Source organism: Citrobacter sp. GW821-FHT02E08 (assembly GCF_059421685.1).
The window spans coordinates 49,624-74,095 of sequence record NZ_JBWKVL010000011.1; the positions used below are offsets into that span (position 1 = coordinate 49,624).

Genomic DNA, 24,472 nt, shown 5'->3' on the forward strand with positions numbered 1-24,472 from the left:
AAGAAGATGATCGCGGAGTTTGAATCACGCATTCTGGCATTAATCGACGACATGGTAGAGCATGCAAGTGATGATGAGCTTTTTGCCAGTGGGTATTTGCGTGGCCACCTGACGCTAGCCGTTGCTGACCTGGAAGGGGGGGATGACCATTCCGCCGAAGCGGTATACGCCAATGTCACCCTGAGTCTGGAAAAGGCGATTGGCGCGGGTGAACTCTCGCCGCGCGACCAGGCATTAGTGAAGGAGATGTGGGACTCTCTGTTCCAGAAGGTCACGGTAAAATAGCTGCAAATTGTGCCGGATTGTGCCGGATATTGACGCCTGACGTCTTATCCGGCCAATGATCCCACATCCCGTAGGCCGGGTAAGCTGTCTGCACCGCTATCCGGCATTGCTCCGTCACTGTACCGCTTTCCCCTTCAATAGCTTCCGTACCCATAAACGATTCGGGTTTAATGCTGCCAGCGTGCCCGCATCCATCGGGATTGGCTCCTCACTCATTTGCGCGGCGAGGATCTCCGCACACAGTGGGGCAGAGCACAGCCCACGCGATCCCAGCGCACCCAACATAAACAGATCCGTGTAGACCGGCGCACTTTCCGCGTCAGCCTTGTGTTCAGCCAGGTCTGCATATTGGGTGAGCGTCGCGTCATAGTCCGGCACATTACCCACCATGGGCAGGTGGTCGCGGGTGGCACAGCGCACGCCGCAGCGCGCCTCTTTTCCGCTCACATCAACCTCTTTTGCCCACTCGGCATGCGGAAAACAGTCAATCAGGCGCTGCCGATTCTGTTGCTGGTCGTCCTCGCGATAGTGTGTCTCTTCACTGCCCCGGTGATAGCTGGCACCGATACAGTGCTGCTGATTGGCCGGGTTTTGCGGGGTGAGGTAGCCGTCATAGCACAACACCTGTCGTAGAGCGGAAAGCGCAGAGGTGGTGGGAATATGGCTCACCTGACCCCCAACGGAGTAAACCGGCAACGGCTGAGTCTGCTCAAAACGATTAATCTGATGACCGTTTGCCAGGACAACAACCTGATGTTTAGCTTGTGTTCCGTCTGCGAACGTCAACTGCCAGCCTGTTTCCTGCCCTGAAAGGGTCGTCAAAGAATGCTGATAACGGGTACGTAATCCCTGTTTTTCGGCCAGGGCTAGTACAGCTGCGGTCAACTCCGCCGGACACAGCCAGCCGCCTTGAGGCCAGGTGATCCCTCCGCAGTTTACCGACAGACCAATGGTTTGCTCGATCTGTGTTGCATCAACGGCCTTTGCGAACTCATTGGGCAGTAACTGCGACAGCATTTGTTCGATTTTCTGCTCACTCTTTTCATCCCAGCCTAACTGAGTGACGCCACACCAGTCGTGTGCAAACTCAACGGGCAGGGCGTCATACAGGCGGCGGGCAAAGGTGAACGCAGCAGGAAAGAAGTGGTTAATGGCCGCGTCGTGTTTGCTGAGTAACGGATAAAGCGCGCCCTGACGATTACCGGAGGCACCCTGCGCGGGTTGCTTATCGGCGCAATACAGTGTGACCTGCCAGCCACGGCGTAGCAGCGCCAGCGACAATAATGCGCTGGCGATGCCGCCGCCGATAATTGCCGCTTCACGTTTTTCGGTTCCACGGCGGAGAAACCAGGGAGCTGCGGACTGTTGTGCCAGGGTTTGTTCCATCACACCGCAAAGCATTTCGCGCTTGCGCCCAAACCCTTTGCATTTTTGCATGGTAAAACCGGCATCCTGTAAACCTCGACGCACAAAACCTGCGGAGGTAAAGGTCGCCAGCGTACCGCCAGGACGGGCCAGTCGCGCCATGGCGTTAAACAGATTCTGCGTCCACATATCCGGATTTTTTGCCGGCGCGAAACCGTCGAGGAACCAGGCGTCTACTTTCTGGTTCAGCGTCTCATCCAGTTGTCCGGTCAGTTCATTGATATCGCCAAACCATAAATCCAGCGTCACACGCCCCTCGTCCAGAAACAGACGATGGCATCCGGCCAGCGGCAGAGGCCACTGAGCTTGCAACTGCTCAGCCCAGAGGGCCAGCTCTGGCCAATGCTGATGCGCCTGAACCAAATCCTGGTGACTCAGGGGATATTTTTCGAAGCTGATAAAATGAAGTCGTTCTAACGTGGCCTGCGGGTGTGAAGCGCGAAAGGCGGCGAATGCCTGCCAGAGCGTCAGGAAATTGAGACCGGTACCAAAGCCGCTTTCTGCCACCACAAATAATTGCCGTGAATGAGTGGGGAAGCGTTCCGCAAGATGATTTCCACCGAGAAAAACATAACGTGTTTCCTCCAGTCCATTATCATTAGAGAAATAGACATCATCAAAATCTCGGGAAACAGGTGTACCCTCAGCATTAAATTCAAGGTTGGCAGGTTGTATTGCGTATTGTTTCACGTAAGTTACTCGTCTCACAGGCAGTGTCACGATCTTAGCGATGTGTGCCTGGCGGCGCAAATTTCCGCATAAATTGGCTGATCGGACTTGTTCGGCGTACAAGTGTACGCTATTGTGCCATTCGAAACTTAATATAGTGCGACTTACAGAGGTATTGAATGAAACGTGCAGTGATTACTGGCTTGGGCATCGTTTCCAGCATCGGTAATAACCAGCAGGAAGTCCTGGCATCTCTGCGTGAAGGACGTTCAGGGATCACTTTCTCTCAGGAGTTCAAAGATTCAGGAATGCGCAGCCACGTGTGGGGTAACGTCAAACTGGACACCACCGGTCTGATTGACCGTAAAGTGGTCCGTTTCATGAACGATGCCTCTATCTATTCCTATCTCTCCATGCAGCAGGCGATTGAAGACGCCGGTCTGAAAGATGAGGTTTATCAGAACAATCCGCGCGTGGGCCTGATTGCCGGTTCTGGCGGTTCGTCTAAATCTCAGGTTTTTGGTGCCGATGCGATGCGTAGCCCGCGAGGTCTGAAAGCGGTGGGTCCATATGTAGTCACCAAAGCGATGGCCTCTGCGGTATCCGCGTGCCTCGCGACACCGTTTAAAATCCACGGTGTGAACTACTCCATCAGCTCCGCTTGTGCAACGTCCGCACACTGTATCGGTAACGCGGTAGAACAGATTCAGCTGGGCAAACAAGACATCGTCTTTGCGGGCGGCGGCGAAGAGCTGTGCTGGGAAATGGCGTGTGAATTTGACGCAATGGGCGCGCTGTCTACCAAATATAACGACTCTCCAGATAAAGCTTCCCGTACTTATGATGCAAACCGTGACGGTTTCATTATCGCAGGCGGTGGCGGTATGGTTGTTGTTGAAGAACTCGAACATGCTCTGGCACGTGGCGCGCACATCTATGCGGAAATCGTTGGCTACGGCGCAACGTCCGATGGCGCTGACATGGTTGCTCCGTCTGGTGAAGGCGCAGTGCGCTGCATGCAGATGGCGATGCACGGTGTTGATACGCCAATCGACTACCTGAACACCCACGGGACTTCCACGCCGGTTGGTGATGTGAAAGAACTGGGCGCTATCCGCGAAGTGTTCGGCGATAACTCTCCGGCTATGTCCGCAACCAAAGCGATGACTGGTCACTCTCTGGGCGCTGCTGGCGTACAGGAAGCCATTTACTCTCTGCTGATGCTGGAGCACGGTTTTATCGCACCAAGCATCAACATTGAAGAGCTGGACGAGCAGGCTGCGGGTCTGAACATCGTGACGGAAGCGACCGATCGCGAACTGACCACCGTGATGTCCAACAGCTTCGGTTTCGGCGGCACTAACGCCACGCTGGTTATGCGTAAACTGAAAGCGTAAGCATCCGTGATGTAAGAAGAGGGGAGCCAAATGGCTCCCTTTTTTATGCGTTGACAATAACCGGTCCCCAAAGGCAAACTCCACGCTCAACATTATCTCTCTGATAATAGTGGGCGTTTAACGTTATCCAACGCACCTTAATCCTGGCGGTCAGGTAGAGGGGGCGTGGCATTTCCTCGCCTTACTCTGCATTTCGGAGTAACGCATGACAGCAGTAACCCAAACAGAAAAAACATCGTCTGCGAATTTTTCGCTATTTCGCATCGCCTTTGCGGTTTTCCTGACCTATATGACGGTCGGTTTACCCTTGCCCGTTATCCCGCTATTTGTGCATCAGGAACTGGGCTATGGCAACACCATGGTCGGTATCGCCGTGGGCATTCAGTTTCTGGCCACGGTACTCACCCGAGGCTATGCCGGGCGACTCGCCGATCAATATGGCGCGAAACGTTCTGTGCTACAGGGTATGTTTGCCTGTGCTCTGGCGGGCGTCGCGTGGTTGCTGGCGGCGCTGCTGCCGGTCTCCATTCCGGTTAAATTTGCGCTGCTGATTGTCGGGCGTTTGATCCTGGGCTTTGGTGAAAGCCAGTTACTGACCGGCACATTAACCTGGGGAATGGGGCTGGTTGGGCCGGGGCGTTCGGGTAAAGTGATGTCGTGGAACGGGATGGCGATTTACGGCGCGCTGGCGGCCGGTGCGCCGCTTGGACTATTGATCCACAGCCATTTTGGTTTTGCCGCGCTGGCGGGCACCACGATGGCGCTTCCGCTGCTGGCGTGGGCGTTTAACGGCACGGTACGTAAAGTGCCAGCTCATCCAGGCGTACGTCCTTCGCTGTGGAGCGTGGTGGGGCTTATCTGGAAACCGGGTGTTGGCCTGGCGCTGCAGGGCGTCGGGTTTGCCGTTATTGGTACCTTCATTTCGCTCTACTTTGCCAGCAACGGCTGGGCGATGGCGGGTTTCACCTTGACCGCTTTTGGTGGCGCGTTTGTGCTCATGCGTGTGCTGTTTGGCTGGATGCCGGATCGCTTTGGCGGTGTGAGGGTGGCAATCGCATCATTGTGCGTTGAAACCGCCGGGCTGGTGTTGCTTTGGCTGGCGCCAGGTGCAGGGTTTGCTTTGCTGGGGGCGGCATTAACCGGAGCCGGGTGTTCATTAATCTTCCCGGCGCTGGGCGTGGAGGTGGTAAAACGCGTACCTTCACAGGTACGTGGCACCGCGTTGGGCGGATATGCCGCCTTTCAGGACATTTCCTACGGTGTGACCGCACCTCTGGCGGGGCTATTAGCCACCTCATGCGGTTACCCCTCGGTATTTCTGGCCGGGGCGATCTCCGCAGTGGTAGGCATTATAGTGACATTGCTCTCTTTTAGGAAAAGTTAGGAAACCAACAAAAAAAGAGCCAGTGCAATCATGAGCGCGATAAACAGCAGACCGGGTCGTGCCGACAGCGATTTAATGGTTTCAATAATCGGCGCGAACGGACTGTAGATCGGTTGAATATGGCGAGGATCGTTCAATTCCCGGTCTCGTTCTACTCGACGCAGGAAGATCTGGTTAAGCAGATCCTGTACCTGGACCGTGGTCAGAACCGTTTGCGGCTGGATCTGATAGTTCTGCTGCGCATATTCCTTGATTGCCGTAAATTCATTCGGCTCCAGCGGCTGCTTCAACGCCGCCTGCAGCGTTTGCAATGTGGGTGCATTCTGTAGGCTGAGTGTCTGGCGCGCCTGTAACCAGGTCACCAGATGGGTGAACTGTTTCGCAGGAATCAACTCGCCGCTTTTCACGCCGGAGAGTTCCAGCATCGATTGCCAAATCAGCTTGCCAGATTCCCCCGTGGCGGCAGCCAGTTTGGTCACGAGCTGGTTGAGCGTATTGTGCTCGGCGGGTAATAACGGTCTGTCGGTCGCCGGGCGTTGCTGCGGTTGTGGGATAGAGAGCAGCCCTTGTTGCAGTAGCGTCAACACGTTCTTCAACTGTTCTGGCGTAAGCTGGCTTAACGCAGTCTGGTTATACTGCTGGCGGATAAAATCACTGACGGCCTGGCGATTGTTCCCCAGGCTCAACAGTTCCGTTAATTGCGCCAGCACCTGACGATTAGCGTGGTTTTGCTGGGCAACGCCCAGTCGCTGGCTGAGATTTTGTTCAGCGGCAGGGAAATGACGCGAAAGCAACGGCGTGTCGCTTTTTACCCCCAAATCGTGTTTTATTCCGGCCCAGACTTCCGCACTTTGCTGTTGCGTCAGCGAAATCAGGCGAGTGATCAGTCGTTCCAGCACGGTACGTTGTTGGGTGGATAACGGCTGTTCGCCCGCGATGGAAGGACGGTTCTGTCCCTCACCGGGAGGTTGTGCGGGAGTTCCGGAAATGGGTTGCATCATCACTAATCCTTAAATCTTTGCAAACCAGGTCTCGCAGTATGCCTGGCGGCGAGATTATGGCACACTTGCCCGGTTAACTCTCGTTCTCAAACAGGTACGACAGACGTGAAAATCCTCGTTGATGAAAATATGCCTTATGCCCGCGAATTGTTCAGTCGTTTGGGGGAGGTAAAAGCGGTTCCAGGTCGCCCCATTCCCGTTGCTGAACTCGAAGACGCAGATGCGCTAATGGTGCGCTCGGTCACCAAAGTGAACGAATCGTTGCTGAGCGGAAAGTCCGTTAAGTTTGTTGGAACGGCGACCGCAGGCACTGACCATGTGGATGAGACCTGGCTTAAACAGGCTGGGATCGGCTTTTCTTCTGCGCCTGGCTGCAACGCCATCGCGGTTGTCGAATATGTTTTTTCCTCGTTGCTGATGCTTGCTGAACGCGATGGTTTTGCTTTACGCGATCGTACCGTGGGCATTATTGGCGTAGGGAATGTCGGCGGTCGTTTGCAGGCGCGACTGGAAGCGCTGGGCATTCGCACGTTGCTGTGCGATCCGCCGCGCGCCGACCGTGGGGACGAGGGCGATTTCCGCTCTCTTGAAGAGCTGGTGCAGGAAGCGGATATTCTGACCTTCCACACACCGCTTTTTAAACAAGGGCAATATAAGACGCTGCATCTGGCTGACGACGCGATGATTCGCCGTCTGAAACCTGGAACCATTTTGGTCAATGCCAGTCGCGGCCCGGTGGTGGATAACGCTGCCTTGTTGGCGCGACTGAATGCCGGGCAGTCGCTAAGCGTGGTGCTGGATGTCTGGGAAGGTGAGCCAGAGCTCAATGTCGAATTGTTGGAAAAAATCGACATTGGTACGCCACATATCGCAGGCTATACCCTGGAAGGGAAAGCGCGTGGCACCACTCAGGTCTTTGAAGCGTATAGCGCATTTATTGATAAGGCGCAGCAAGTCGCACTGGATACGCTGTTACCCGCGCCAGAGTTTGGTCGCATTACACTTCACGGCACGTTAGATCAGCCGACGCTGAAAAGACTGGTGCATTTGGTGTATGATGTGCGGCGCGACGATGCCCCGTTGCGAAAAGTTGCCGGGGTTCCGGGTGAGTTTGATAAACTGCGTAAGAATTACCTTGAGCGCCGTGAGTGGTCATCTTTGTACGTGATGTGTGATGACGCTGAAACGGCTGCGCTGTTGAAAAAACTGGGTTTTAACGCCGTTTACCACCCAACACATTAATGTCTTCTTAATGCTCCCTGACGAATAATTCGGCAGGGACGCTTATGTTTTTCTGGAGTAAATCACCATGTCTGAAGGCTGGAATATTGCCATCCTGGGCACCACGGGTGCCGTAGGCGAAGCCCTGCTCGAAACGCTGGCCGAACGCCAGTTCCCGGTCGGTGAAATCTATGCGCTGGCGCGTAATGAAAGCGCTGGCGAGCATCTGCGCTTTAACGGTAAATCCATCATTGTGCAGGATGTCGCTGATTTTGACTGGACGCAGGCGCAGCTGGCGTTTTTTGTCGCCGGGGCTGAAGCTTCTGCTGCCTGGGTGGAGGAAGCCACCAATGCCGGTTGTCTGGTGATTGATAGCAGCGGGTTGTTTGCCCTCGAGCCGGACGTCCCGCTGGTCGTGCCGGACGTTAACCCGTTTGTCCTGGCGGACTATCGTAACCGTAACGTGATTGCGGTCCCTGACAGCCTGACCAGCCAGTTGTTGTCTGCACTGAAACCGCTGATCGACGAAGGGGGACTTTCCCGAATCACGGTGACGAACATTTTGTCGGCATCCGCGCGCGGTAAAAAAGCGGTCGATGCACTGGCAGGTCAAAGCGTGAAATTGCTTAACGGCATTCCGATTGATGACGAGGATTATTTTGGTCGTCAGCTGGCATTTAACATGCTGCCGCTGTTGCCGGATCGTGAAGGCAGCGTGCGCGAAGAGCGCCGTATTGTCGATGAAGTCCGCAAAATTATGCAGGATGAGGGATTAATGATCTCCGCCAGTTGCGTACAGTCGCCGGTATTTTACGGCCACGCGCAGATGGTAAATTTTGAAGCGCTGCGTCCACTGGCGGCTGAAGAGGCGCGTGATGCGTTTTCTCGCGGCGAAGATATTGTCTTGTCTGAAGAGACGGATTTCCCGACTCAGGTCGGCGATGCCACGGGTAATCCACAGCTTTCGGTCGGCTGTGTTCGTAACGATTACGGTATGCCGGAACAAGTCCAGTTTTGGTCAGTCGCAGATAACGTCCGTTTTGGCGGCGCGCTGATGGCGGTGAAAATTGCTGAAAAACTGGTGCAGGAGTATTTGTACTAATGTCTGACCAGCAACAACCGTCAGTTTATAAAATTGCGCTGGGCATTGAGTACGACGGCAGTAAATATTATGGCTGGCAGCGCCAGAACGAAGTGCGCAGCGTCCAGGAAAAGCTGGAGACGGCGCTTTCGCAGGTAGCTAACGAACGTATCAACGTATTTTGTGCGGGTCGTACGGACGCTGGCGTGCATGGTACTGGGCAGGTGGTGCATTTTGAGACCACCGCTCAGCGTAAAGATGCTGCGTGGACACTGGGTGTAAATGCGAATTTGCCTGGTGACATCGCTGTGCGATGGGTGAAAGCTGTACCTGATGATTTTCACGCCCGGTTTAGCGCCACGGCGCGCCGTTATCGCTACATCATCTACAACCATCGGCTGCGCCCGGCGGTTTTAGGTAAGGGTGTTACGCACTATTATGAGCCGCTGGACGCAGAACGTATGCACCGGGCGGCGCAGTGCCTGATTGGTGAAAACGATTTTACCTCGTTTCGCGCAGTGCAGTGCCAGTCACGCACGCCGTGGCGTAATGTGATGCACATTACTGTGACGCGTTATGGTGCGTATGTGGTGGTCGATATCAAAGCAAATGCCTTTGTACATCATATGGTAAGGAATATTGTCGGTAGCCTGATGGAAGTGGGCGCCCACAACCAGCCGGAGAGCTGGATCGCAGAGTTGCTGGCGGCTAAGGACAGACGGCTTTCTGCAGCAACGGCGAAAGCGGAAGGTTTGTATCTGGTCGCGGTAGATTACCCTGACCGGTTTGAACTTCCCAAACCGCCGATGGGCCCGCTGTTTTTGGCGGACTAATCAGAATGGCATACCCCGAATATGACGGGGACAATAGGCAAAAGCAACTATGGATCTGATTTACTTCCTTATCGATTTTATTTTGCACATTGATGTGCACCTGGCGGAACTGGTGGCGGAATATGGCGTGTGGGTTTATGCCATTCTGTTCCTCATCCTGTTCTGCGAAACCGGTCTGGTGGTCACGCCGTTTCTGCCAGGTGACTCGCTGCTGTTTGTGGCGGGGGCGCTTTCTGCGTTGCCCTCCAACGATCTCAATGTTCACCTGATGGTGGGGTTGATGGTGGTAGCGGCGATTATTGGCGATGCGGTGAACTACACGATTGGCCGACTGTTTGGCGAGAAACTCTTCAGTAATCCAAACTCGAAGATCTTTCGTCGCAGTTACCTGGATAAGACCCATGCGTTCTACGAACGTCATGGTGGTAAAACCATTATCCTGGCGCGTTTTGTCCCTATCGTGCGTACATTTGCGCCATTTGTGGCGGGAATGGGACACATGTCCTATCGCCATTTTGCGCTGTACAACGTGGCGGGCGCACTGCTTTGGGTTCTGCTGTTTACCTATGCGGGCTACCTGTTTGGCGATCTGCCGGTAGTTCAGGAAAACCTGAAATTGCTGATTGTGGCGATTATCGTGCTCTCGGTATTACCGGGGGTTATTGAAATTATTCGCCATAAGCGCGCGGCGTCACGTGCCGCAAAATAGAAAGTAACTCAGCGGTTCGACCACTTTTTTATCCAAAGTTTCGGGCTGTTATGTTTTAATGTGCAACATTCATGGTCTGTTGGGGGCAAAAATGGCATTATGCGCCCCCAAAGATAAAACTGGCATCGAACCAGGTTCAGGCAGAAAGGTCACTAATGAGCTGGATTGAACGAATTAAAAGCAACATTACTCCCACCCGCAAGGCAAGCATTCCTGAAGGGGTGTGGACCAAGTGTGATAGCTGCGGTCAGGTTTTATACCGTGCTGAGCTGGAACGTAATCTTGAGGTCTGTCCGAAGTGTGATCATCATATGCGCATGTCGGCGCGCAATCGCCTGCATAGCCTGTTAGATGAAGGAACTCTTGCGGAACTGGGTAGCGAACTTGAGTCGAAAGACGTGCTGAAGTTCCGTGACTCCAAGAAGTACAAAGACAGACTGGCGTCCGCGCAAAAAGAAACCGGAGAGAAAGACGCTCTGGTCGTGATGAAAGGCACGCTTCATGGCATGCCCGTTGTCGCTGCTGCGTTTGAATTCTCTTTCATGGGCGGTTCTATGGGCTCTGTCGTCGGCGCACGTTTCGTTCGTGCCGTTGAACAGGCGCTGGAAGATAACTGCCCGCTGGTCTGCTTCTCCGCTTCCGGTGGCGCACGTATGCAAGAAGCGCTGATGTCGCTGATGCAGATGGCGAAAACCTCCGCAGCGTTGGCAAAAATGCAGGAACGCGGATTACCGTATATCTCCGTACTGACCGACCCAACGATGGGTGGCGTATCGGCAAGCTTCGCGATGTTGGGCGATCTCAACATTGCGGAACCGAAAGCGCTGATCGGCTTCGCTGGTCCACGCGTCATCGAGCAAACCGTACGTGAGAAACTGCCGCCGGGGTTCCAGCGCAGTGAGTTCCTGATTGAAAAAGGCGCTATCGATATGATCGTCCGCCGCCCGGAAATGCGCCTGAAACTGGCAAGCGTTCTGGCGAAGCTGATGAATCTCCCGGCGCCAAATCCGGATGAACCGCGCGAAGGTGTGGTGGTACCGCCGGTACCGGATCAGGAAGCAGAGGCCTGATAACTGAAAAGGGCAGGGCCATCGGCGCTGCCCTTTTTCTTTTCTCACCGTAGCGAATTTACAAAAATCATGGACAATAAACGTATCCCTAAAGCCGCGTCGCCCCTGGCCTCGTGGCTTTCTTATCTGGAAAACCTGCACAGTAAAACCATCGATCTGGGCCTTGAGCGTGTCAGTCAGGTCGCGGCACGTCTCGGTGTTCTTAAACCGGCGCCGTTTGTCTTTACGGTGGCAGGAACGAACGGTAAAGGCACGACCTGCCGCACGCTGGAATCCGTGCTGATGGCGGCGGGCTATAAAGTCGGTGTCTACAGCTCGCCACATCTGGTGCGCTACACTGAACGTGTGCGGGTGCAGGGGCAAGAATTAACCGAGTCTGCGCATACCGCGTCGTTTGCAGAAATCGAAGAGTCTCGCGGTGGGATTTCGCTGACCTATTTTGAGTACGGCACGCTTTCCGCGCTGTGGTTGTTTAAACAGGCGCAACTTGATGTGGTGATCCTGGAAGTAGGGTTAGGCGGTCGTCTGGATGCCACCAATATTGTGGATGCGGATGTCGGCGTCGTGACCAGCATCGCGCTGGATCATACTGACTGGCTGGGGCCGGATCGCGAAAGCATTGGTCGTGAGAAAGCGGGGATCTTTCGGGCGGAAAAACCGGCCATTGTCGGCGAACCTGAAATGCCTTACACCATCGCCGATGTTGCACAGGAAACCGGAGCGCTGTTGCGTCGTCGGGGTGTGGACTGGCATTTTGAAGTGTCAGGCGATAGCTGGTCGTTTACCGACAGCAACGGTACGGTGACGGATTTGCCATTGCCGCTGGTGCCACAACCTAATGCCGCCACTGCGCTGGCCGCGCTACGCGCCAGTGCGCTGAACATCAGTGAAAAAGCGATTCGCGAGGGGATTGCTCAGGCCATTTTACCAGGGCGTTTTCAGATTTTGAGCGAATCGCCACGTGTTATTCTTGATGTTGCCCATAATCCTCATGCGGCGGAATATCTTACCGGACGTATGAAAATGTTGCCGAAAAGCGGGCGAGTACTTGCTGTTATCGGTATGCTACATGATAAAGATATTGCAGGAACATTGGCCTGGTTGAAAAGCGTGGTCGATGACTGGTATTGCGCGCCGTTGGAAGGGCCGCGAGGTGCGACGGCGGAGCAACTGCTGGAACATCTGGGAAGCGGTAACGCCTATGACAGTGTTGCTCTGGCATGGCATGCGGCAGTGGCGGACGCAAAACCAGAGGATACCGTGCTGGTGTGTGGATCTTTTCACACTGTCGCACATGTCATGGAAGTGATTGACGCGGGGAGAAACGGTGGCAAGTAAATTTCAAAATCGTTTAGTCGGCACCATTGTGCTGGTCGCGCTTGGGGTGATCGTGCTTCCTGGGCTGCTTGATGGGCAGAAAAAACATTATCAGGATGAGTTTGCCGCGATCCCGCTGGTACCGAAACCCGGCGATCGTGATGAACCGGACATGATGCCTGCTGCGACGCAGGCGCTACCGACGCAGCCGCCTGAAGGCGCGGCGGAAGAGGTCAGGGCAGGGGACGCGGCTGCGCCATCCCTCGATCCGTCTCGTCTGTCGTTGAACAATACCGCCGATCTCGATCCGGTTCCTGAGCCTATTGAACAACCCAAACCAAAACCGGTTGAAAAGCCGAAGTCACAACCGCCGCGTGAACAGCCGGTTGCTGTGACGCCGACGCCGCCTCCTGCGCCGAAACCGGTCGCTGAGGAAAAACCAGCACCGACCGGCAAAGCCTGGGTTGTACAGCTGGGCGCCTTGAAAAATGCCGACAAGGTCAATGAGATCGTTGGTAAACTTCGTGGCGCGGGGTTCCGGGTATATACTTCCCCCTCAACGCCAGTACAGGGTAAAATAACCCGCATTCTCGTTGGGCCTGACGCTTCGAAAGATAAGCTGAAAAGTTCACTGGGTGAGCTTCAGCAGATCTCAGGCTTAAGTGGGGTGGTGATGGGTTATAGCCCGAATTAAGTGACGTTGTTGCCTGATGGCGCTGCGCTTATCAGGCCTGTGATTCGACACTTATATCGTCCGGATAAGGTGTTTACACCGCCATCCGGCAGTGCCCATTGATGCAAAAAGTACGATGGCGTTGAAGATTTTTTCAGCGCCATTTTTATTTACGCGTGGAAAGGAAATCCCTACGCAAACGTTTTCTTTTTCTGTTAGAATGCGCCCCGAACAGGACGACAGGGCGTAAAATCGTGGGACATGTATGGTCTGGATTGATTACGCCATTATCGCGGTGATTGGTTTTTCCTGTCTGGTTAGCCTGATCCGTGGCTTTGTTCGTGAAGCATTATCGTTGGTGACATGGGGTTGTGCTTTCTTTGTCGCCAGCCATTACTACACTTACCTGTCTGTCTGGTTTACGGGCTTTGATGACGAACTGGTTCGAAATGGGATTGCTATCGCGATACTGTTTATCGCGACGCTTATCGTCGGCGCTATCGTCAATTTTGTGATAGGTCAGCTGGTCGAGAAAACCGGTCTGTCAGGGACTGACAGGGTATTGGGGATCTGTTTCGGGGCTCTGCGAGGAACGTTGATAGTCGCTGCCATTCTGTTCTTTCTCGATACCTTTACAGGCCTGTCGAAAAGTGAAGACTGGAGTAAGTCGCAGCTTATCCCACAGTTCAGTTTCATCATCAGATGGTTCTTTGACTATCTGCAAAGCTCGTCAAGTTTCTTGCCCAGAACATAACTGAGTTCTGAGATGTGGCTTAACGAGGAAAAGACGTATGTGCGGTATTGTCGGTATCGCCGGTGTTATGCCGGTCAACCAGTCGATTTATGACGCGTTAACGGTGCTCCAGCATCGTGGTCAGGATGCCGCGGGCATCATCACCATTGATGCGAACAACTGCTTCCGCCTGCGCAAGGCGAATGGCTTAGTGAGCGATATTTTCGAAGCTCGCCACATGTTGCGTTTACAAGGCAATATGGGCATCGGTCATGTGCGCTACCCTACGGCTGGCAGTTCCAGCGCCTCCGAAGCTCAACCTTTTTACGTCAACTCACCGTATGGTATTACGCTTGCCCATAATGGCAATCTGACCAATGCGCATGAGTTGCGTAAAAAGCTGTTTGAAGAAAAGCGCCGCCACATCAACACCACGTCAGATTCTGAAATCCTGCTCAATGTCTTCGCCAGCGAACTGGATAACTTCCGCCATTATCCGCTGGAAGCCGACAATATTTTTGCCGCCATCGCGGCGACTAACCGTCAGATCCGCGGCGCGTATGCGTGCGTGGCGATGATTATCGGTCATGGCATGGTCGCGTTCCGCGACCCGAATGGCATTCGCCCGTTAGTGCTGGGCAAACGTGATATTGGCGATGGCCGTACCGAGTATATGGTCGCTTCCGAAAGTGTTGCGCTTGATACTTTGGGTTATGAGTTCCTGCGCGATGTAGCACCTGGCGAAGCGGTGTATATCACCGAAAAAGGCCAGTTGTTTACCCGTCAGTGTGCTGATAATCCGGTCAGCAATCCCTGCCTGTTCGAGTATGTTTACTTTGCGCGTCCTGACTCCTTTATCGATAAGATCTCCGTCTACAGCGCCCGCGTGAATATGGGCACCAAACTGGGCGAGAAAATTGCTCGTGAATGGGAAGATCTGGACATCGACGTGGTCATTCCGATTCCGGAAACTTCGTGTGATATCGCGCTGGAAATCGCGCGCATTCTCGGTAAACCGTACCGCCAGGGGTTTGTGAAAAACCGCTATGTAGGTCGTACCTTTATCATGCCGGGTCAGCAGTTGCGCCGTAAATCAGTACGCCGCAAGCTGAACGCCAATCGCGCGGAATTCCGTGATAAAAACGTCCTGCTGGTGGATGACTCAATCGTGCGCGGTACAACGTCCGAGCAGATTATTGAGATGGCCCGTGAAGCCGGGGCGAAGAAGGTGTATCTCGCTTCTGCTGCGCCGGAAATTCGCTTCCCGAATGTCTACGGTATTGATATGCCGACGGCGACGGAGCTTATCGCGCATGGCCGTGAAGTCGACGAAATCCGCCAGATCATCGGCGCTGATGGACTTATCTTCCAGGATCTGAACGATCTTATCGAAGCTGTACGTGCCGAGAACCCGGATATTCAACAGTTTGAATGTTCGGTGTTTAATGGCGTGTATGTGACGAAAGACGTTGACCAGCAGTATCTCGATTTCCTGGATACCCTGCGTAATGACGACGCCAAAGCGGTACAACGTCAGAACGAAGTGGAAAACCTCGAAATGCACAACGAAGGGTAATTTCCTTCTCCGGGCAAGGGCGCAGGCAGCGCCCTTGCTTGCAACTCCCCGTAAAATCCTGCAAAGTCAGCCCTGAAGCAAGAAAGGGCAAATAAACATGAAACGACTCATCGTAGGGATCAGCGGCGCCAGCGGCGCGATTTATGGCGTGCGCTTATTGCAGGTATTGCGCGACGTTGCTGACGTGGAAACCCATCTGGTCATGAGTCAGGCGGCGCGGCAGACGCTTTCGCTGGAAACGGATTTTTCTTTACGTGAAGTGCAGGCTTTCGCTGATGTCACCCACGATGCGCGTGATATTGCGGCCAGTATCTCCTCAGGCTCTTTTCAGACGGCAGGGATGGTGATTTTGCCATGCTCCATCAAAACCCTGTCTGGCATTGTGCACAGTTATACCGATGGATTGCTGACCCGTGCGGCGGATGTGGTGCTGAAAGAGCGTCGCCCGTTAGTGTTGTGCGTACGCGAAACACCGCTGCATCTTGGACATCTGCGCCTGATGACGCAGGCGGCTGAAATTGGTGCCGTGATTATGCCGCCGGTCCCGGCGTTTTATCATCGCCCTCAGACCCTGGATGATGTGATTAATCAAACGGTTAATCGCGTTCTCGACCAGTTTAACATTGCTCTGTCGCAGGATCTTTTTACCCGCTGGCAAGGGGCATAATCTGCATTTTCCCCGCGCATAATTCATTCCGTTGCCCTGTTTCAGGGCAATTTTGTAACCGCGATCATATCCTCAACATTTAATTCGTCAAAACCCACCGAAACGCTGCGGTTCAACCGCTATACCTGCTATCTTCAACATCAGGACAATATTGCAACGTTTTATTAACAAATTTAACGTCAAATATCCTCATTGACGTGAAAATGGCATAAGACCTGCATGAAAAAGTCTGCAAACACACAACACAACGTAAAACATAATAAAATTACGCCACTTGAGGGTTATGTATGAAGAAGACGGTTCTCGCTTTGTCTCTGCTGGTAGGACTTTCCGCGACAGCGGTCAGCTACGCAGCATTGCCACAGACGATTCGCATTGGAACAGATACCACCTATGCGCCTTTCTCATCGAAAGATGCCAAAGGGGATTTCGTGGGGTTTGATATCGATCTGGGTAACGAAATGTGTAAGCGTATGCAGATTAAGTGTACGTGGGTCGCCAGTGACTTTGATGCGCTCATTCCGTCGCTGAAAGCGAAAAAAATTGATGCGATTATCTCTTCTCTCTCTATCACCGAGAAGCGTCAGCAGGAGATTGCCTTCTCCGACAAACTGTATGCCGCTGACTCGCGACTGATTGCCGCGAAAGGCTCGCCGATTCAGCCGACCCTCGATTCACTGAAAGGAAAACATGTTGGTGTCCTGCAAGGCTCAACGCAGGAAGCCTATGCCAACGATACCTGGCGGAGCAAAGGCGTCGATGTCGTGGCCTACGCCAACCAGGACCTCATCTATTCTGACCTGACGGCGGGACGTCTTGATGCTGCATTGCAGGATGAAGTGGCGGCCAGCGAAGGGTTCCTCAAACAGCCTGCCGGTAAAGACTATGCGTTTGCCGGTCCTTCTGTGAAAGACAAGAAGTACTTTGGCGACGGTACCGGTATTGGTCTGCGTAAAGACGATACCGAGCTGAAAGCGGCGTTTGATAAAGCGCTGGGCGATCTGCGTAAAGACGGTACCTACGACAAAATGGCGAAAAAGTACTTTGACTTTAATGTCTACGGTGACTGATTCACCGCAGTGGGAAATTTACTGCACCGTTTTGGTTAACCAAAGCGGTGCATGATAAGTTCCAGGCACTGTTATGGTGCAACAGTTGCTGTCGAAATGAGCATGAATGCATACTTAAGCGTTTTTCATGCAAATTAATATTGCTGGCAGGGTAGAATGCTTTGCCTTGTCAGCCCGATTGATGGCACGATAACTGCTGCTGGTCCTGTAAAGATCCCCTATAAAAGACAGTCTGTTGAGGATAGTTATGAAAAAACTGGTGTTGTCTCTTTCTCTGGTCCTGGCTTTCTCCAGTGCTACCGCCGCATTTGCAGCCATTCCGCAAAAAATTCGTATCGGTACCGATCCGACTTATGCCCCGTTCGAATCGAAGAATGCGCAGGGTGAATTAGTCGGTTTTGATATCGATCTGGCGAAAGAACTGTGCAAACGTATTAATACACAATGTTCCTTCGTGGAAAACCCGCTGGACGCGCTGATCCCTTCGTTAAAAGCGAAGAAAATCGACGCAATTATGTCTTCGCTGTCCATCACTGAAAAACGTCAGCAGGAAATCGCGTTTACCGACAAGCTTTATGCAGCAGATTCTCGTCTGGTTGTCGCGAAAGCGGCTGACATCCAGCCCACCATTGAATCCCTGAAAGGGAAGCGTGTTGGCGTATTGCAGGGCACCACTCAGGAAACGTTCGGCAATGAACACTGGGCGCCAAAAGGCATTGAAATCGTTTCTTATCAGGGGCAGGACAACATCTATTCCGACCTGACGGCAGGACGTATTGATGCGGCGTTCCAGGATGAAGTCGCTGCAAGCGAAGGTTTTCTGAAGCAGCCTGTAGGCAAAGATTACAAATTCGGCGGCCCGTCAGTGAAAGATGAGAAACTGTTCGGCGTCGGTACCGGGATGGGTCTGCGTAAAGAAGACAATGAGCTGCGCGAAGCCCTGAACAAAGCATTCGCTGAAATGCGTGCTGATGGTACTTACGAGAAGCTGGCGAAAAAGTACTTCGATTTTGATGTATACGGCGGCTAATCACCCCGGCAGTTGATAAAGCCCACTCCCTCCTGCTGATGCGGGAGGGTGAAAAAAGAGGCGAAGCATTACCACACACGACAGGACAGGCAGCATGTTGTACGGGTTTTCAGGCGTTATTTTACAGGGCGCGATTGTTACGCTGGAGCTGGCTCTCAGCTCAGTTGTGCTGGCCGTTCTCATCGGTCTCGTCGGCGCGGGGGCAAAGCTATCGCAAAGCCGCTCGATGGGGCTTATCTTCGAAGGATACACCACCCTGATCCGTGGGGTGCCGGATCTGGTCTTAATGCTGTTGATCTTCTACGGGTTGCAAATCGCGCTTAACGCGGTGACCGACGCGATAGGGATCGGCCAGATTGATATCGATCCGATGGTTGCAGGTATTATCACCCTGGGTTTCATCTACGGCGCCTATTTCACGGAAACATTCCGCGGGGCGTTTATGGCCGTGCCCAAAGGGCATATTGAGGCGGCAACGGCGTTCGGTTTTACCAGCTCGCAAACCTTCCGCAGAATTATGTTTCCGGCGATGATGCGTTACGCATTGCCGGGGATTGGCAATAACTGGCAGGTGATTCTCAAGGCGACAGCGCTGGTTTCACTCCTCGGACTGGAAGATGTGGTCAAAGCCACTCAGTTGGCGGGTAAAAGCACCTGGGAACCGTTCTATTTCGCGGTGGTGTGTGGGGTCATCTATCTGGTATTTACCACGGTCTCGAATGGCGTGCTGCTCTTTCTTGAGCGTCGCTACTCTGTGGGTGTGAAGAGGGCTGACCTGTGATCGAAATTATTCAGGAGTACTGGAAATCCCTGCTCTGGAGCGATGGCTATCGCTATACAGGCGTGGCAATCACTTTGTGGTTGCTGATTTCCTCCGTGGTGATGGGCGGGATTCTGGCCGTGTTTATGGCCATCGGTCGCGTCTCAAGCAATAAGTTCATCCAGTTTCCTATCTGGCTGTTTACCTATATTTTTCGTGGTACGCCGCTTTATGTGCAACTGCTGGTGTTCTATTCCGGGATGTATACGCTGGAGATCGTTAAAGGTACTGATTTCCTCAATGCGTTTTTCCGCAGTGGGCTTAACTGTACGGTGCTGGCGCTCACGCTGAATACCTGTGCTTATACCACCGAAATTTTTGCGGGCGCTATTCGCTCGGTACCGCACGGCGAGATTGAAGCAGCACGTGCTTATGGCTTCTCATCGTTCAAAATGTATCGCTGCATTATTTTGCCTTCCGCATTGCGAATTGCGTTGCCAGCATACAGCAATGAAGTCATTTTAATGCTGCACTCAACGGCGCTGGCATTTACGGCGACGGTGCCGGATTTGTTGAAAATCGCCCGCGATATCAACTCGGCAACTTACCAGCCGTTTACCGCATTCGGTATTGCCGCCGTACTGTATTTGATTATTTCGTATGTCCTGATCAGTCTGTTCCGTAAAGCGGAAAAACGCTGGTTGCAGCATGTAAAACCTTCGACGCACTGAGAACATGATGTCTGAGAATAAATTAAACGTAATCGATTTACACAAACACTACGGTGAGCATGAAGTGTTGAAAGGGGTATCGCTGCAGGCTAATGCCGGGGATGTGATCAGCATTATCGGCTCATCCGGCTCCGGGAAAAGTACCTTTCTGCGCTGCATTAACTTCCTCGAAAAACCGAGTGAAGGCTTAATCGTGGTCAACGGACAGAACATTAATCTGGTCCGGGACACTGATGGTCAGCTCAAGGTGGCGGATAAAAACCAACTGCGTTTGCTGCGTACGCGTCTGACGATGGTGTTCCAGCATTTCAACCTCTGGAGCCACATGACCGTGCTGGAAAACGTCATGGAAGCGCCCATTCAGGTGTTAGGTCTGAGCAAGCAGGAAGCCCGTGAACGCGCGGTGAAGTACCTTGCGAAGGTTGGCATTGATGAGCGTGCTCAGGGGAAATACCCGGTGCATCTTTCCGGCGGTCAGCAGCAGCGCGTCTCTATCGCACGCGCGTTGGCTATGGAGCCAGAAGTGCTGCTATTTGATGAACCGACTTCGGCGCTTGATCCGGAACTGGTAGGCGAAGTGTTGCGAATCATGCAACAACTGGCGGAAGAGGGGAAAACGATGGTCGTGGTGACCCATGAAATGGGCTTTGCTCGCCATGTTTCCACCCACGTGATTTTCCTGCACCAGGGGAAAATAGAAGAAGAAGGTGATCCAGAGCAGCTGTTTGGTAATCCGCAAAGTCCCCGCTTGCAGCAGTTCCTTAAGGGATCGTTGAAGTAACGTTTTGCCCGGTGGCGCTGCGCCAACCGGGCCTGCGTTATGGCGTGCGCATCCGATTTTTACTCCGGGTTGCGCTCCAGGCGATACACCCAGTCATCGTAGCGTATGCCATTTACCTCATACGCTTTCTCCAGCACCTGAGTACGTATAAATCCCTGTTTCTCCAGTACGCGTGCGGAAGGTGTGTTATCCGCCAGCACGTAACCGTTAATCGCGTTTACACCCGTTTGGGTAAAGGCATACCGGCAGATTGCCTGGAGTGCTTCGCTGGCGATCCCTTTGCCTTGCGCTGGTGGGATTACGGTATAGCCGACATCGGCTTCCTGCGGATGCAGATGACTTATCTGTAACCCAATATCGCCCAGCGGCGTCCCGTTTTTCTGATCGCGAATAACAAAGGTATGCTGTGCGGCAAGGCGACGGGCAAACAGGAGACGGGTTTCTCTTTCCGGGCTGATATTGGCCATAAAACGCATAATGTCCGGGTTTTCACGCAGCGCCAGAAAAAACAGCCAGTCTGAAGGTTGAAAAGGGGAAAGCGTAAGTCGTGATGTCGTAATGATCGCCATAAAGTCGTTATTCCGGTAGTTAGGCTTATCACCTTACCACCGGAACGATTGTGATGAACAGAGGAGGGGATTAGTGGATCACATCCGCCAGCGCCTCTTCTAAGTCGTACCAGCGAAAAGCAAACCCGGAAGCCTCCAGCCGTTTGGGAAGTGCGCGTTGTCCACCGAGAACCAGCACGGAAGATTCGCCCATCAGCAGCCGAATGGCGGTAGCCGGTATGCGAACAATGGCGGGACGGTTCAGCGCATGACCCAGCGCATGGGCGAATTGTTCATTGCGCACGGGATACGGCGAAACCATATTGAAAGGTCCCTGCAGGTCGTGATTGAGCAGCCAGAGAATCCCGTTGACCATATCATCGATGTGGATCCAGGCCAGGTATTGACGTCCGGTACCGATAGGTCCGCCCATCCCGATACGAAAAGAGGGGACCATTTTCGCCAGAATCCCGCCTTTCGGCGCCAGTACCACGCCGGTCCGCAGCAGACAAACCCGTGTTTTTTCGCTTTGCGCGCTGCTGGCGATCTGCTCCCAGCGCGCACAAAGTTTATGGGTAAACTCGTTGTGAGGCGGCTCTTCTTCTGTCACCACCACTTCACCCAGATCGCCGTAATAGCCAGCGGCGGAACCGGAGATCAGCACCGCAGGCGGTGTGTCGCTGGCGTTGATTAAGTCAGCCAGCTTTTGTGTGATGCTCCAGCGACTCTGGCACAAGCGTTCCTTTTGCTGTTCGGTCCAGCGTTTGTCGGCAATGGGTTCCCCGGCGAGGTTAATCACGGCGTCAACATGGTTGAGGTTTTTCTTATCCTCCAGCCCTTTCCAGAGTATGACCCGGGAGTCCAGAATCTGGCGTGCCTTTTCAGGGTTGCGCGTTACAACCGTCACCTGATGTCCTGATTCCAGCAAACGGGGGATCAAATGACGTCCAATAAGACCAGTACCACCGGTTACCACTATTTCCATACCGCCTCCCGAAGTCCGCGCTTAGCGTCGCCAGCTCAGCGTCATTGAGACGGAATCGGCGTAACGCAGTGCATGTAGTTTATCGATCTCTACTTCAGCATAAGTGACCCAGTGATGTTCACGTGCGATATCGAGCACATCCTGAGTTAATTTTTCCAGCAATGAGAAGCGGTTGCTCTCAACATGCCGAATGATGCTTTTGGTGATGGTGCGATAATTCAGCGCATCGCTGATGTCCTCGCTGGTGCGTGCATTTTCCGCCGGATAATGAATAACAACATTGATGACAATGTCCTGGCGGTTGTTGATCTCTTCTTCTTTGATACCAATAAACGTGCGTAGGCGAAGATTTTTTATACGAATAATAGCGTCAGACTGTGACATTGCAGGTCTCCTCCATGTATGAACCTTTGCATGATACACGAGAATAGGAATGCTTTATCTCCCCCGAACGAGGGCGCGTCTACTGCGCGTGCTGCATTGCCCGCACTGTCGCGGGGCGTGTACGGATACGTTCGAACCAGTTATTGACCGCCGGGAACATATCGAGATCGATCCGTTGCCGTAGATGCGCGTTTACCCATGGCCAGCACGCGATATCGGCAATGCTGTACTGATCGCCGCCCAGCCACGGGGAAGACTCCAGACGTTTGTTCAGCACGTTGTACAGACGCTGCGTCTCAACCTGATATCGTTCAATGGCGTAGGGGATCGTCTGTGGCGCGAAGTGGTTGAAGTGATGATTCTGACCGAGCATCGGGCCAAGCCCACCAACCTGCCAGAAAAGCCATGTGAGCGTCGTGTGGCGTTCGCGTAACTTTTCACTCAGCAATTGCCCGGTTTTTTCCGCCAAATACAGCAAGATCTCACCCGATTCAAACACACTGAATGGCGCGCCGCCGTCTACAGGGGTATGGTCAACAATCGCCGGAATTTTATTGTTGGGCGAGATAGCTAAAAATTCGGGGCGGAACTGACTACCTTTACTGATATCCACGTTGATCAGACGATAGTCAAGGCGGGTCTCTTCCAGAAACAGCGTAATTTTATGCCCGTTGGGGGTTGGGGCGTAGTAGAGGTCGATCATTTCAGCTCCCGTGCATATCGAAAAAATGGCTGACCAACACAAGTATAGAAAGCCTCTTGCGGTACGTGAGTTTTCATCAAGTGACAGCGCGTAAAAGACTCTATATTTTGAGATAACGCCTAAACATCGATGAGGATATTATGAGCAAGCCCGCGATAACGCTCTGGTCAGACGCTAACTTTTTTTCTCCCTACGTGATGTCTGTCTACGTTGCCCTGCAGGAGAAAGGGCTTCCCTTTACCCTCAAAACCGTTGATCTGAACAGCGGTGAACATTTACAACCGACCTGGCAGGGTTATGCGCTCACCCGTCGCGTCCCGGTGCTGGAGATCGAGGGTTTTGAACTCAGCGAATCTTCGGCCATTGCGGAGTATCTGGAAGATCGCTTCGCGCCGCCGCAATGGGAGCGCATTTACCCTCTCGATCTGCAAAAACGTGCTCGTGCTCGCCAGATTCAGGCATGGTTGCGCAGCGACTTGATGCCGATTCGCGAAGAGCGTCCCACGGATGTGGTGTTTGCAGGCGCGAAAAAAGGCCCTCTCAGCGAGGCGGGAAAAGCCAGCGTGGAGAAATTGTTTGCGACAGCCGGCAATTTGCTTGCCCACGGCAAACCGAATTTATTTGGCGAATGGTGCATTGCCGATAGCGATCTGGCGTTAATGATTAACCGCCTGGCGCTACAGGGTGATGAGGTGCCTGAACCGCTGGCTGAATATGCAGCATTCCAGTGGCAGCGCGCTTCTGTCCAGCGTTTTATCGCGCTTTCTGCGAAGCGTTCTGGCTGATAATCCACGCGTATTCCAGTATCATAGAGGGGTTATTTACGACGAGGAGTGAGTGATGAAACTGATGTTTGCATCAGACATTCATGGGTCGTTACCGGCCACGGAACGTGTACTCGAACTGTTTACTAACAGTGGTGCACAATGGCTGGTGATACTGGGGGATGTGCTGAACCACGGCCCGCGCAATGCGTTGCCGGAAGGCTATGCGCCTGCTCAGGTTGCAGACCTTCTTAACACACAGGCTGGGCGGATCATTGCCGTGCGGGGCAACTGCGACAGCGAAGTAGATCAAATGCTGCTTCATTTCCCGATGACGGTGCCCTGGCAGCAGATACTGATGGAAAACCAGCGCCTGTTTCTGACGCATGGGCATCTTTTCGGTCCGGAGAACCTTCCTGCATTAAATGCCGGTGATGTGCTGGTGTATGGACATACACATCTGCCTGTTGCAGAAAAGCGGGGAGAGGTATATCACTTTAATCCAGGTTCGGTGAGCATCCCGAAAGGTGGCTTTAAGGCAAGCTACGGGATTCTGGATGATAATGTTATACGTGTTATCGCACTCAATGATCAAAGTACCATTGCGCAGATGACAATTAATCCGTAATTTACCCCACAATTGTAAACGCGCCGTAAGAGCGCTAGATAAAGAAG

26 protein-coding genes and 1 pseudogene are annotated in these 24,472 nt (G+C 53.2%); 21 read left to right on the forward strand and 6 right to left on the reverse strand.

Annotated features, from left to right (window positions below; genetic code table 11):
• Nucleotides 1-6: 6 nt before the first annotated feature.
• Nucleotides 7-285 (forward strand): YfcL family protein, encoded by a 279-nt coding sequence (locus AC07UY_RS14825; RefSeq protein WP_494660659.1) that lies wholly within the window; start codon nt 7-9, stop codon nt 283-285.
• 114 nt (nt 286-399) lie between these two features.
• Here the strand turns inward: AC07UY_RS14825 and mnmC are convergent, their stop codons facing one another.
• Nucleotides 400-2,400, reverse strand: a complete 2,001-nt coding sequence (gene mnmC / locus AC07UY_RS14830) for a bifunctional tRNA (5-methylaminomethyl-2-thiouridine)(34)-methyltransferase MnmC2/FAD-dependent 5-carboxymethylaminomethyl-2-thiouridine(34) oxidoreductase MnmC1 (protein WP_494701463.1) — start codon at nt 2,398-2,400, stop codon at nt 400-402.
• 158 nt (nt 2,401-2,558) lie between these two features.
• Here mnmC and fabB point away from each other — a divergent pair, with 158 nt between their 5' ends.
• Nucleotides 2,559-3,776, forward strand: a complete 1,218-nt coding sequence (gene fabB / locus AC07UY_RS14835) for a beta-ketoacyl-ACP synthase I (protein ID WP_203360546.1) — start codon at nt 2,559-2,561, stop codon at nt 3,774-3,776.
• Between the two features lie 205 nt (nt 3,777-3,981).
• Nucleotides 3,982-5,160: an MFS transporter gene (locus AC07UY_RS14840; protein ID WP_494660657.1), complete on the forward strand. Its 1,179-nt coding sequence runs from the start codon at nt 3,982-3,984 to the stop codon at nt 5,158-5,160.
• Here AC07UY_RS14840 and flk read toward each other — a convergent pair.
• Nucleotides 5,157-6,158 carry a flagella biosynthesis regulator Flk gene (gene flk, locus AC07UY_RS14845; RefSeq protein ID WP_494660673.1) on the reverse strand — a complete coding sequence of 334 codons (1,002 nt, stop codon included), beginning with the start codon at nt 6,156-6,158 and terminating at the stop codon, nt 5,157-5,159. The two genes, AC07UY_RS14840 and flk, sit on opposite strands and share 4 nt — an antisense overlap.
• Before the next feature lie 108 nt (nt 6,159-6,266).
• Here flk and pdxB point away from each other — a divergent pair, with 108 nt between their 5' ends.
• The 16 genes and pseudogenes from pdxB (at nt 6,267) to hisP (ending at nt 20,413) form a co-directional block, all read left to right on the forward strand.
• On the forward strand, nt 6,267-7,403 hold the full coding sequence (pdxB, locus tag AC07UY_RS14850) for a 4-phosphoerythronate dehydrogenase PdxB (protein ID WP_203360548.1): 1,137 nt from the start codon (nt 6,267-6,269) through the stop codon (nt 7,401-7,403).
• Nucleotides 7,404-7,470: 67 nt separating this feature from the next.
• On the forward strand, nt 7,471-8,484 hold the full coding sequence (locus AC07UY_RS14855; RefSeq protein WP_494701464.1) for an aspartate-semialdehyde dehydrogenase: 1,014 nt from the start codon (nt 7,471-7,473) through the stop codon (nt 8,482-8,484).
• The gene (gene truA, locus AC07UY_RS14860) at nt 8,484-9,296 is read left to right on the forward strand and encodes a tRNA pseudouridine(38-40) synthase TruA (RefSeq protein ID WP_494660656.1); all 813 of its coding nucleotides are present in this window, start codon (nt 8,484-8,486) and stop codon (nt 9,294-9,296) included. Before AC07UY_RS14855 ends, truA begins: the two co-directional genes overlap by 1 nt.
• A 49-nt stretch (nt 9,297-9,345) precedes the next feature.
• A complete protein-coding gene (locus tag AC07UY_RS14865) occupies nt 9,346-10,005 on the forward strand; it encodes a DedA family protein (RefSeq protein ID WP_203360550.1) in 660 nt (219 codons plus the stop codon).
• 155 nt (nt 10,006-10,160) lie between these two features.
• On the forward strand, nt 10,161-11,075 hold the full coding sequence (gene accD / locus AC07UY_RS14870; protein ID WP_494660655.1) for an acetyl-CoA carboxylase, carboxyltransferase subunit beta: 915 nt from the start codon (nt 10,161-10,163) through the stop codon (nt 11,073-11,075).
• A gap of 69 nt (nt 11,076-11,144) precedes the next feature.
• Entirely contained in the window at nt 11,145-12,413 is a 1,269-nt protein-coding gene (folC, locus tag AC07UY_RS14875; protein ID WP_494701465.1) for a bifunctional tetrahydrofolate synthase/dihydrofolate synthase, read from the forward strand.
• On the forward strand, nt 12,403-13,086 hold the full coding sequence (dedD, locus tag AC07UY_RS14880) for a cell division protein DedD (RefSeq protein ID WP_494701466.1): 684 nt from the start codon (nt 12,403-12,405) through the stop codon (nt 13,084-13,086). Before folC ends, dedD begins: the two co-directional genes overlap by 11 nt.
• A gap of 6 nt (nt 13,087-13,092) precedes the next feature.
• Nucleotides 13,093-13,188, forward strand: a pseudogene (locus AC07UY_RS14885) (hypothetical protein); the annotation flags it as partial.
• A 142-nt stretch (nt 13,189-13,330) separates the two neighbouring features.
• Nucleotides 13,331-13,819 (forward strand): colicin V production protein, encoded by a 489-nt coding sequence (gene cvpA, locus AC07UY_RS14890; protein ID WP_494701467.1) that lies wholly within the window; start codon nt 13,331-13,333, stop codon nt 13,817-13,819.
• 37 nt (nt 13,820-13,856) lie between these two features.
• Entirely contained in the window at nt 13,857-15,374 is a 1,518-nt protein-coding gene (gene purF, locus AC07UY_RS14895) for an amidophosphoribosyltransferase (protein WP_192612919.1), read from the forward strand.
• A 91-nt stretch (nt 15,375-15,465) separates the two neighbouring features.
• Nucleotides 15,466-16,041 carry a flavin prenyltransferase UbiX gene (gene ubiX / locus AC07UY_RS14900; RefSeq protein ID WP_494660672.1) on the forward strand — a complete coding sequence of 192 codons (576 nt, stop codon included), beginning with the start codon at nt 15,466-15,468 and terminating at the stop codon, nt 16,039-16,041.
• A gap of 287 nt (nt 16,042-16,328) precedes the next feature.
• The gene (argT, locus tag AC07UY_RS14905) at nt 16,329-17,111 is read left to right on the forward strand and encodes a lysine/arginine/ornithine ABC transporter substrate-binding protein ArgT (protein ID WP_494701468.1); all 783 of its coding nucleotides are present in this window, start codon (nt 16,329-16,331) and stop codon (nt 17,109-17,111) included.
• Nucleotides 17,112-17,358: 247 nt separating this feature from the next.
• Complete coding sequence (gene hisJ / locus AC07UY_RS14910; protein ID WP_203360556.1) at nt 17,359-18,141, forward strand: histidine ABC transporter substrate-binding protein HisJ; 783 nt, start codon at nt 17,359-17,361, stop codon at nt 18,139-18,141.
• Nucleotides 18,142-18,235: 94 nt separating this feature from the next.
• Entirely contained in the window at nt 18,236-18,922 is a 687-nt protein-coding gene (locus AC07UY_RS14915; protein ID WP_162383101.1) for a histidine ABC transporter permease HisQ, read from the forward strand.
• The gene (gene hisM / locus AC07UY_RS14920; protein ID WP_271445841.1) at nt 18,919-19,632 is read left to right on the forward strand and encodes a histidine ABC transporter permease HisM; all 714 of its coding nucleotides are present in this window, start codon (nt 18,919-18,921) and stop codon (nt 19,630-19,632) included. The genes AC07UY_RS14915 and hisM overlap by 4 nt, the downstream gene beginning before the upstream one ends.
• Before the next feature lie 7 nt (nt 19,633-19,639).
• Nucleotides 19,640-20,413 carry a histidine ABC transporter ATP-binding protein HisP gene (hisP, locus tag AC07UY_RS14925; protein ID WP_203360558.1) on the forward strand — a complete coding sequence of 258 codons (774 nt, stop codon included), beginning with the start codon at nt 19,640-19,642 and terminating at the stop codon, nt 20,411-20,413.
• A gap of 59 nt (nt 20,414-20,472) precedes the next feature.
• Here hisP and AC07UY_RS14930 read toward each other — a convergent pair whose 3' ends face one another.
• The 4 genes from AC07UY_RS14930 to yfcG all read right to left on the reverse strand — a co-directional run bounded on the left by AC07UY_RS14930 (nt 20,473) and on the right by yfcG (nt 23,033).
• On the reverse strand, nt 20,473-20,982 hold the full coding sequence (locus AC07UY_RS14930) for a GNAT family N-acetyltransferase (protein WP_494660652.1): 510 nt from the start codon (nt 20,980-20,982) through the stop codon (nt 20,473-20,475).
• Nucleotides 20,983-21,052: 70 nt separating this feature from the next.
• Nucleotides 21,053-21,946 carry a TIGR01777 family oxidoreductase gene (locus AC07UY_RS14935; protein ID WP_494660651.1) on the reverse strand — a complete coding sequence of 298 codons (894 nt, stop codon included), beginning with the start codon at nt 21,944-21,946 and terminating at the stop codon, nt 21,053-21,055.
• 21 nt (nt 21,947-21,967) lie between these two features.
• Entirely contained in the window at nt 21,968-22,330 is a 363-nt protein-coding gene (gene folX, locus AC07UY_RS14940; protein ID WP_494660650.1) for a dihydroneopterin triphosphate 2'-epimerase, read from the reverse strand.
• A gap of 79 nt (nt 22,331-22,409) precedes the next feature.
• Complete coding sequence (gene yfcG / locus AC07UY_RS14945; protein WP_494660649.1) at nt 22,410-23,033, reverse strand: GSH-dependent disulfide bond oxidoreductase; 624 nt, start codon at nt 23,031-23,033, stop codon at nt 22,410-22,412.
• Nucleotides 23,034-23,173: 140 nt separating this feature from the next.
• Here yfcG and yfcF point away from each other — a divergent pair, with 140 nt between their 5' ends.
• Entirely contained in the window at nt 23,174-23,818 is a 645-nt protein-coding gene (gene yfcF, locus AC07UY_RS14950; protein WP_494660648.1) for a glutathione transferase, read from the forward strand.
• A 55-nt stretch (nt 23,819-23,873) separates the two neighbouring features.
• Nucleotides 23,874-24,425, forward strand: a complete 552-nt coding sequence (gene yfcE / locus AC07UY_RS14955) for a phosphodiesterase (protein WP_494660647.1) — start codon at nt 23,874-23,876, stop codon at nt 24,423-24,425.
• Nucleotides 24,426-24,472 lie beyond the last annotated feature (47 nt).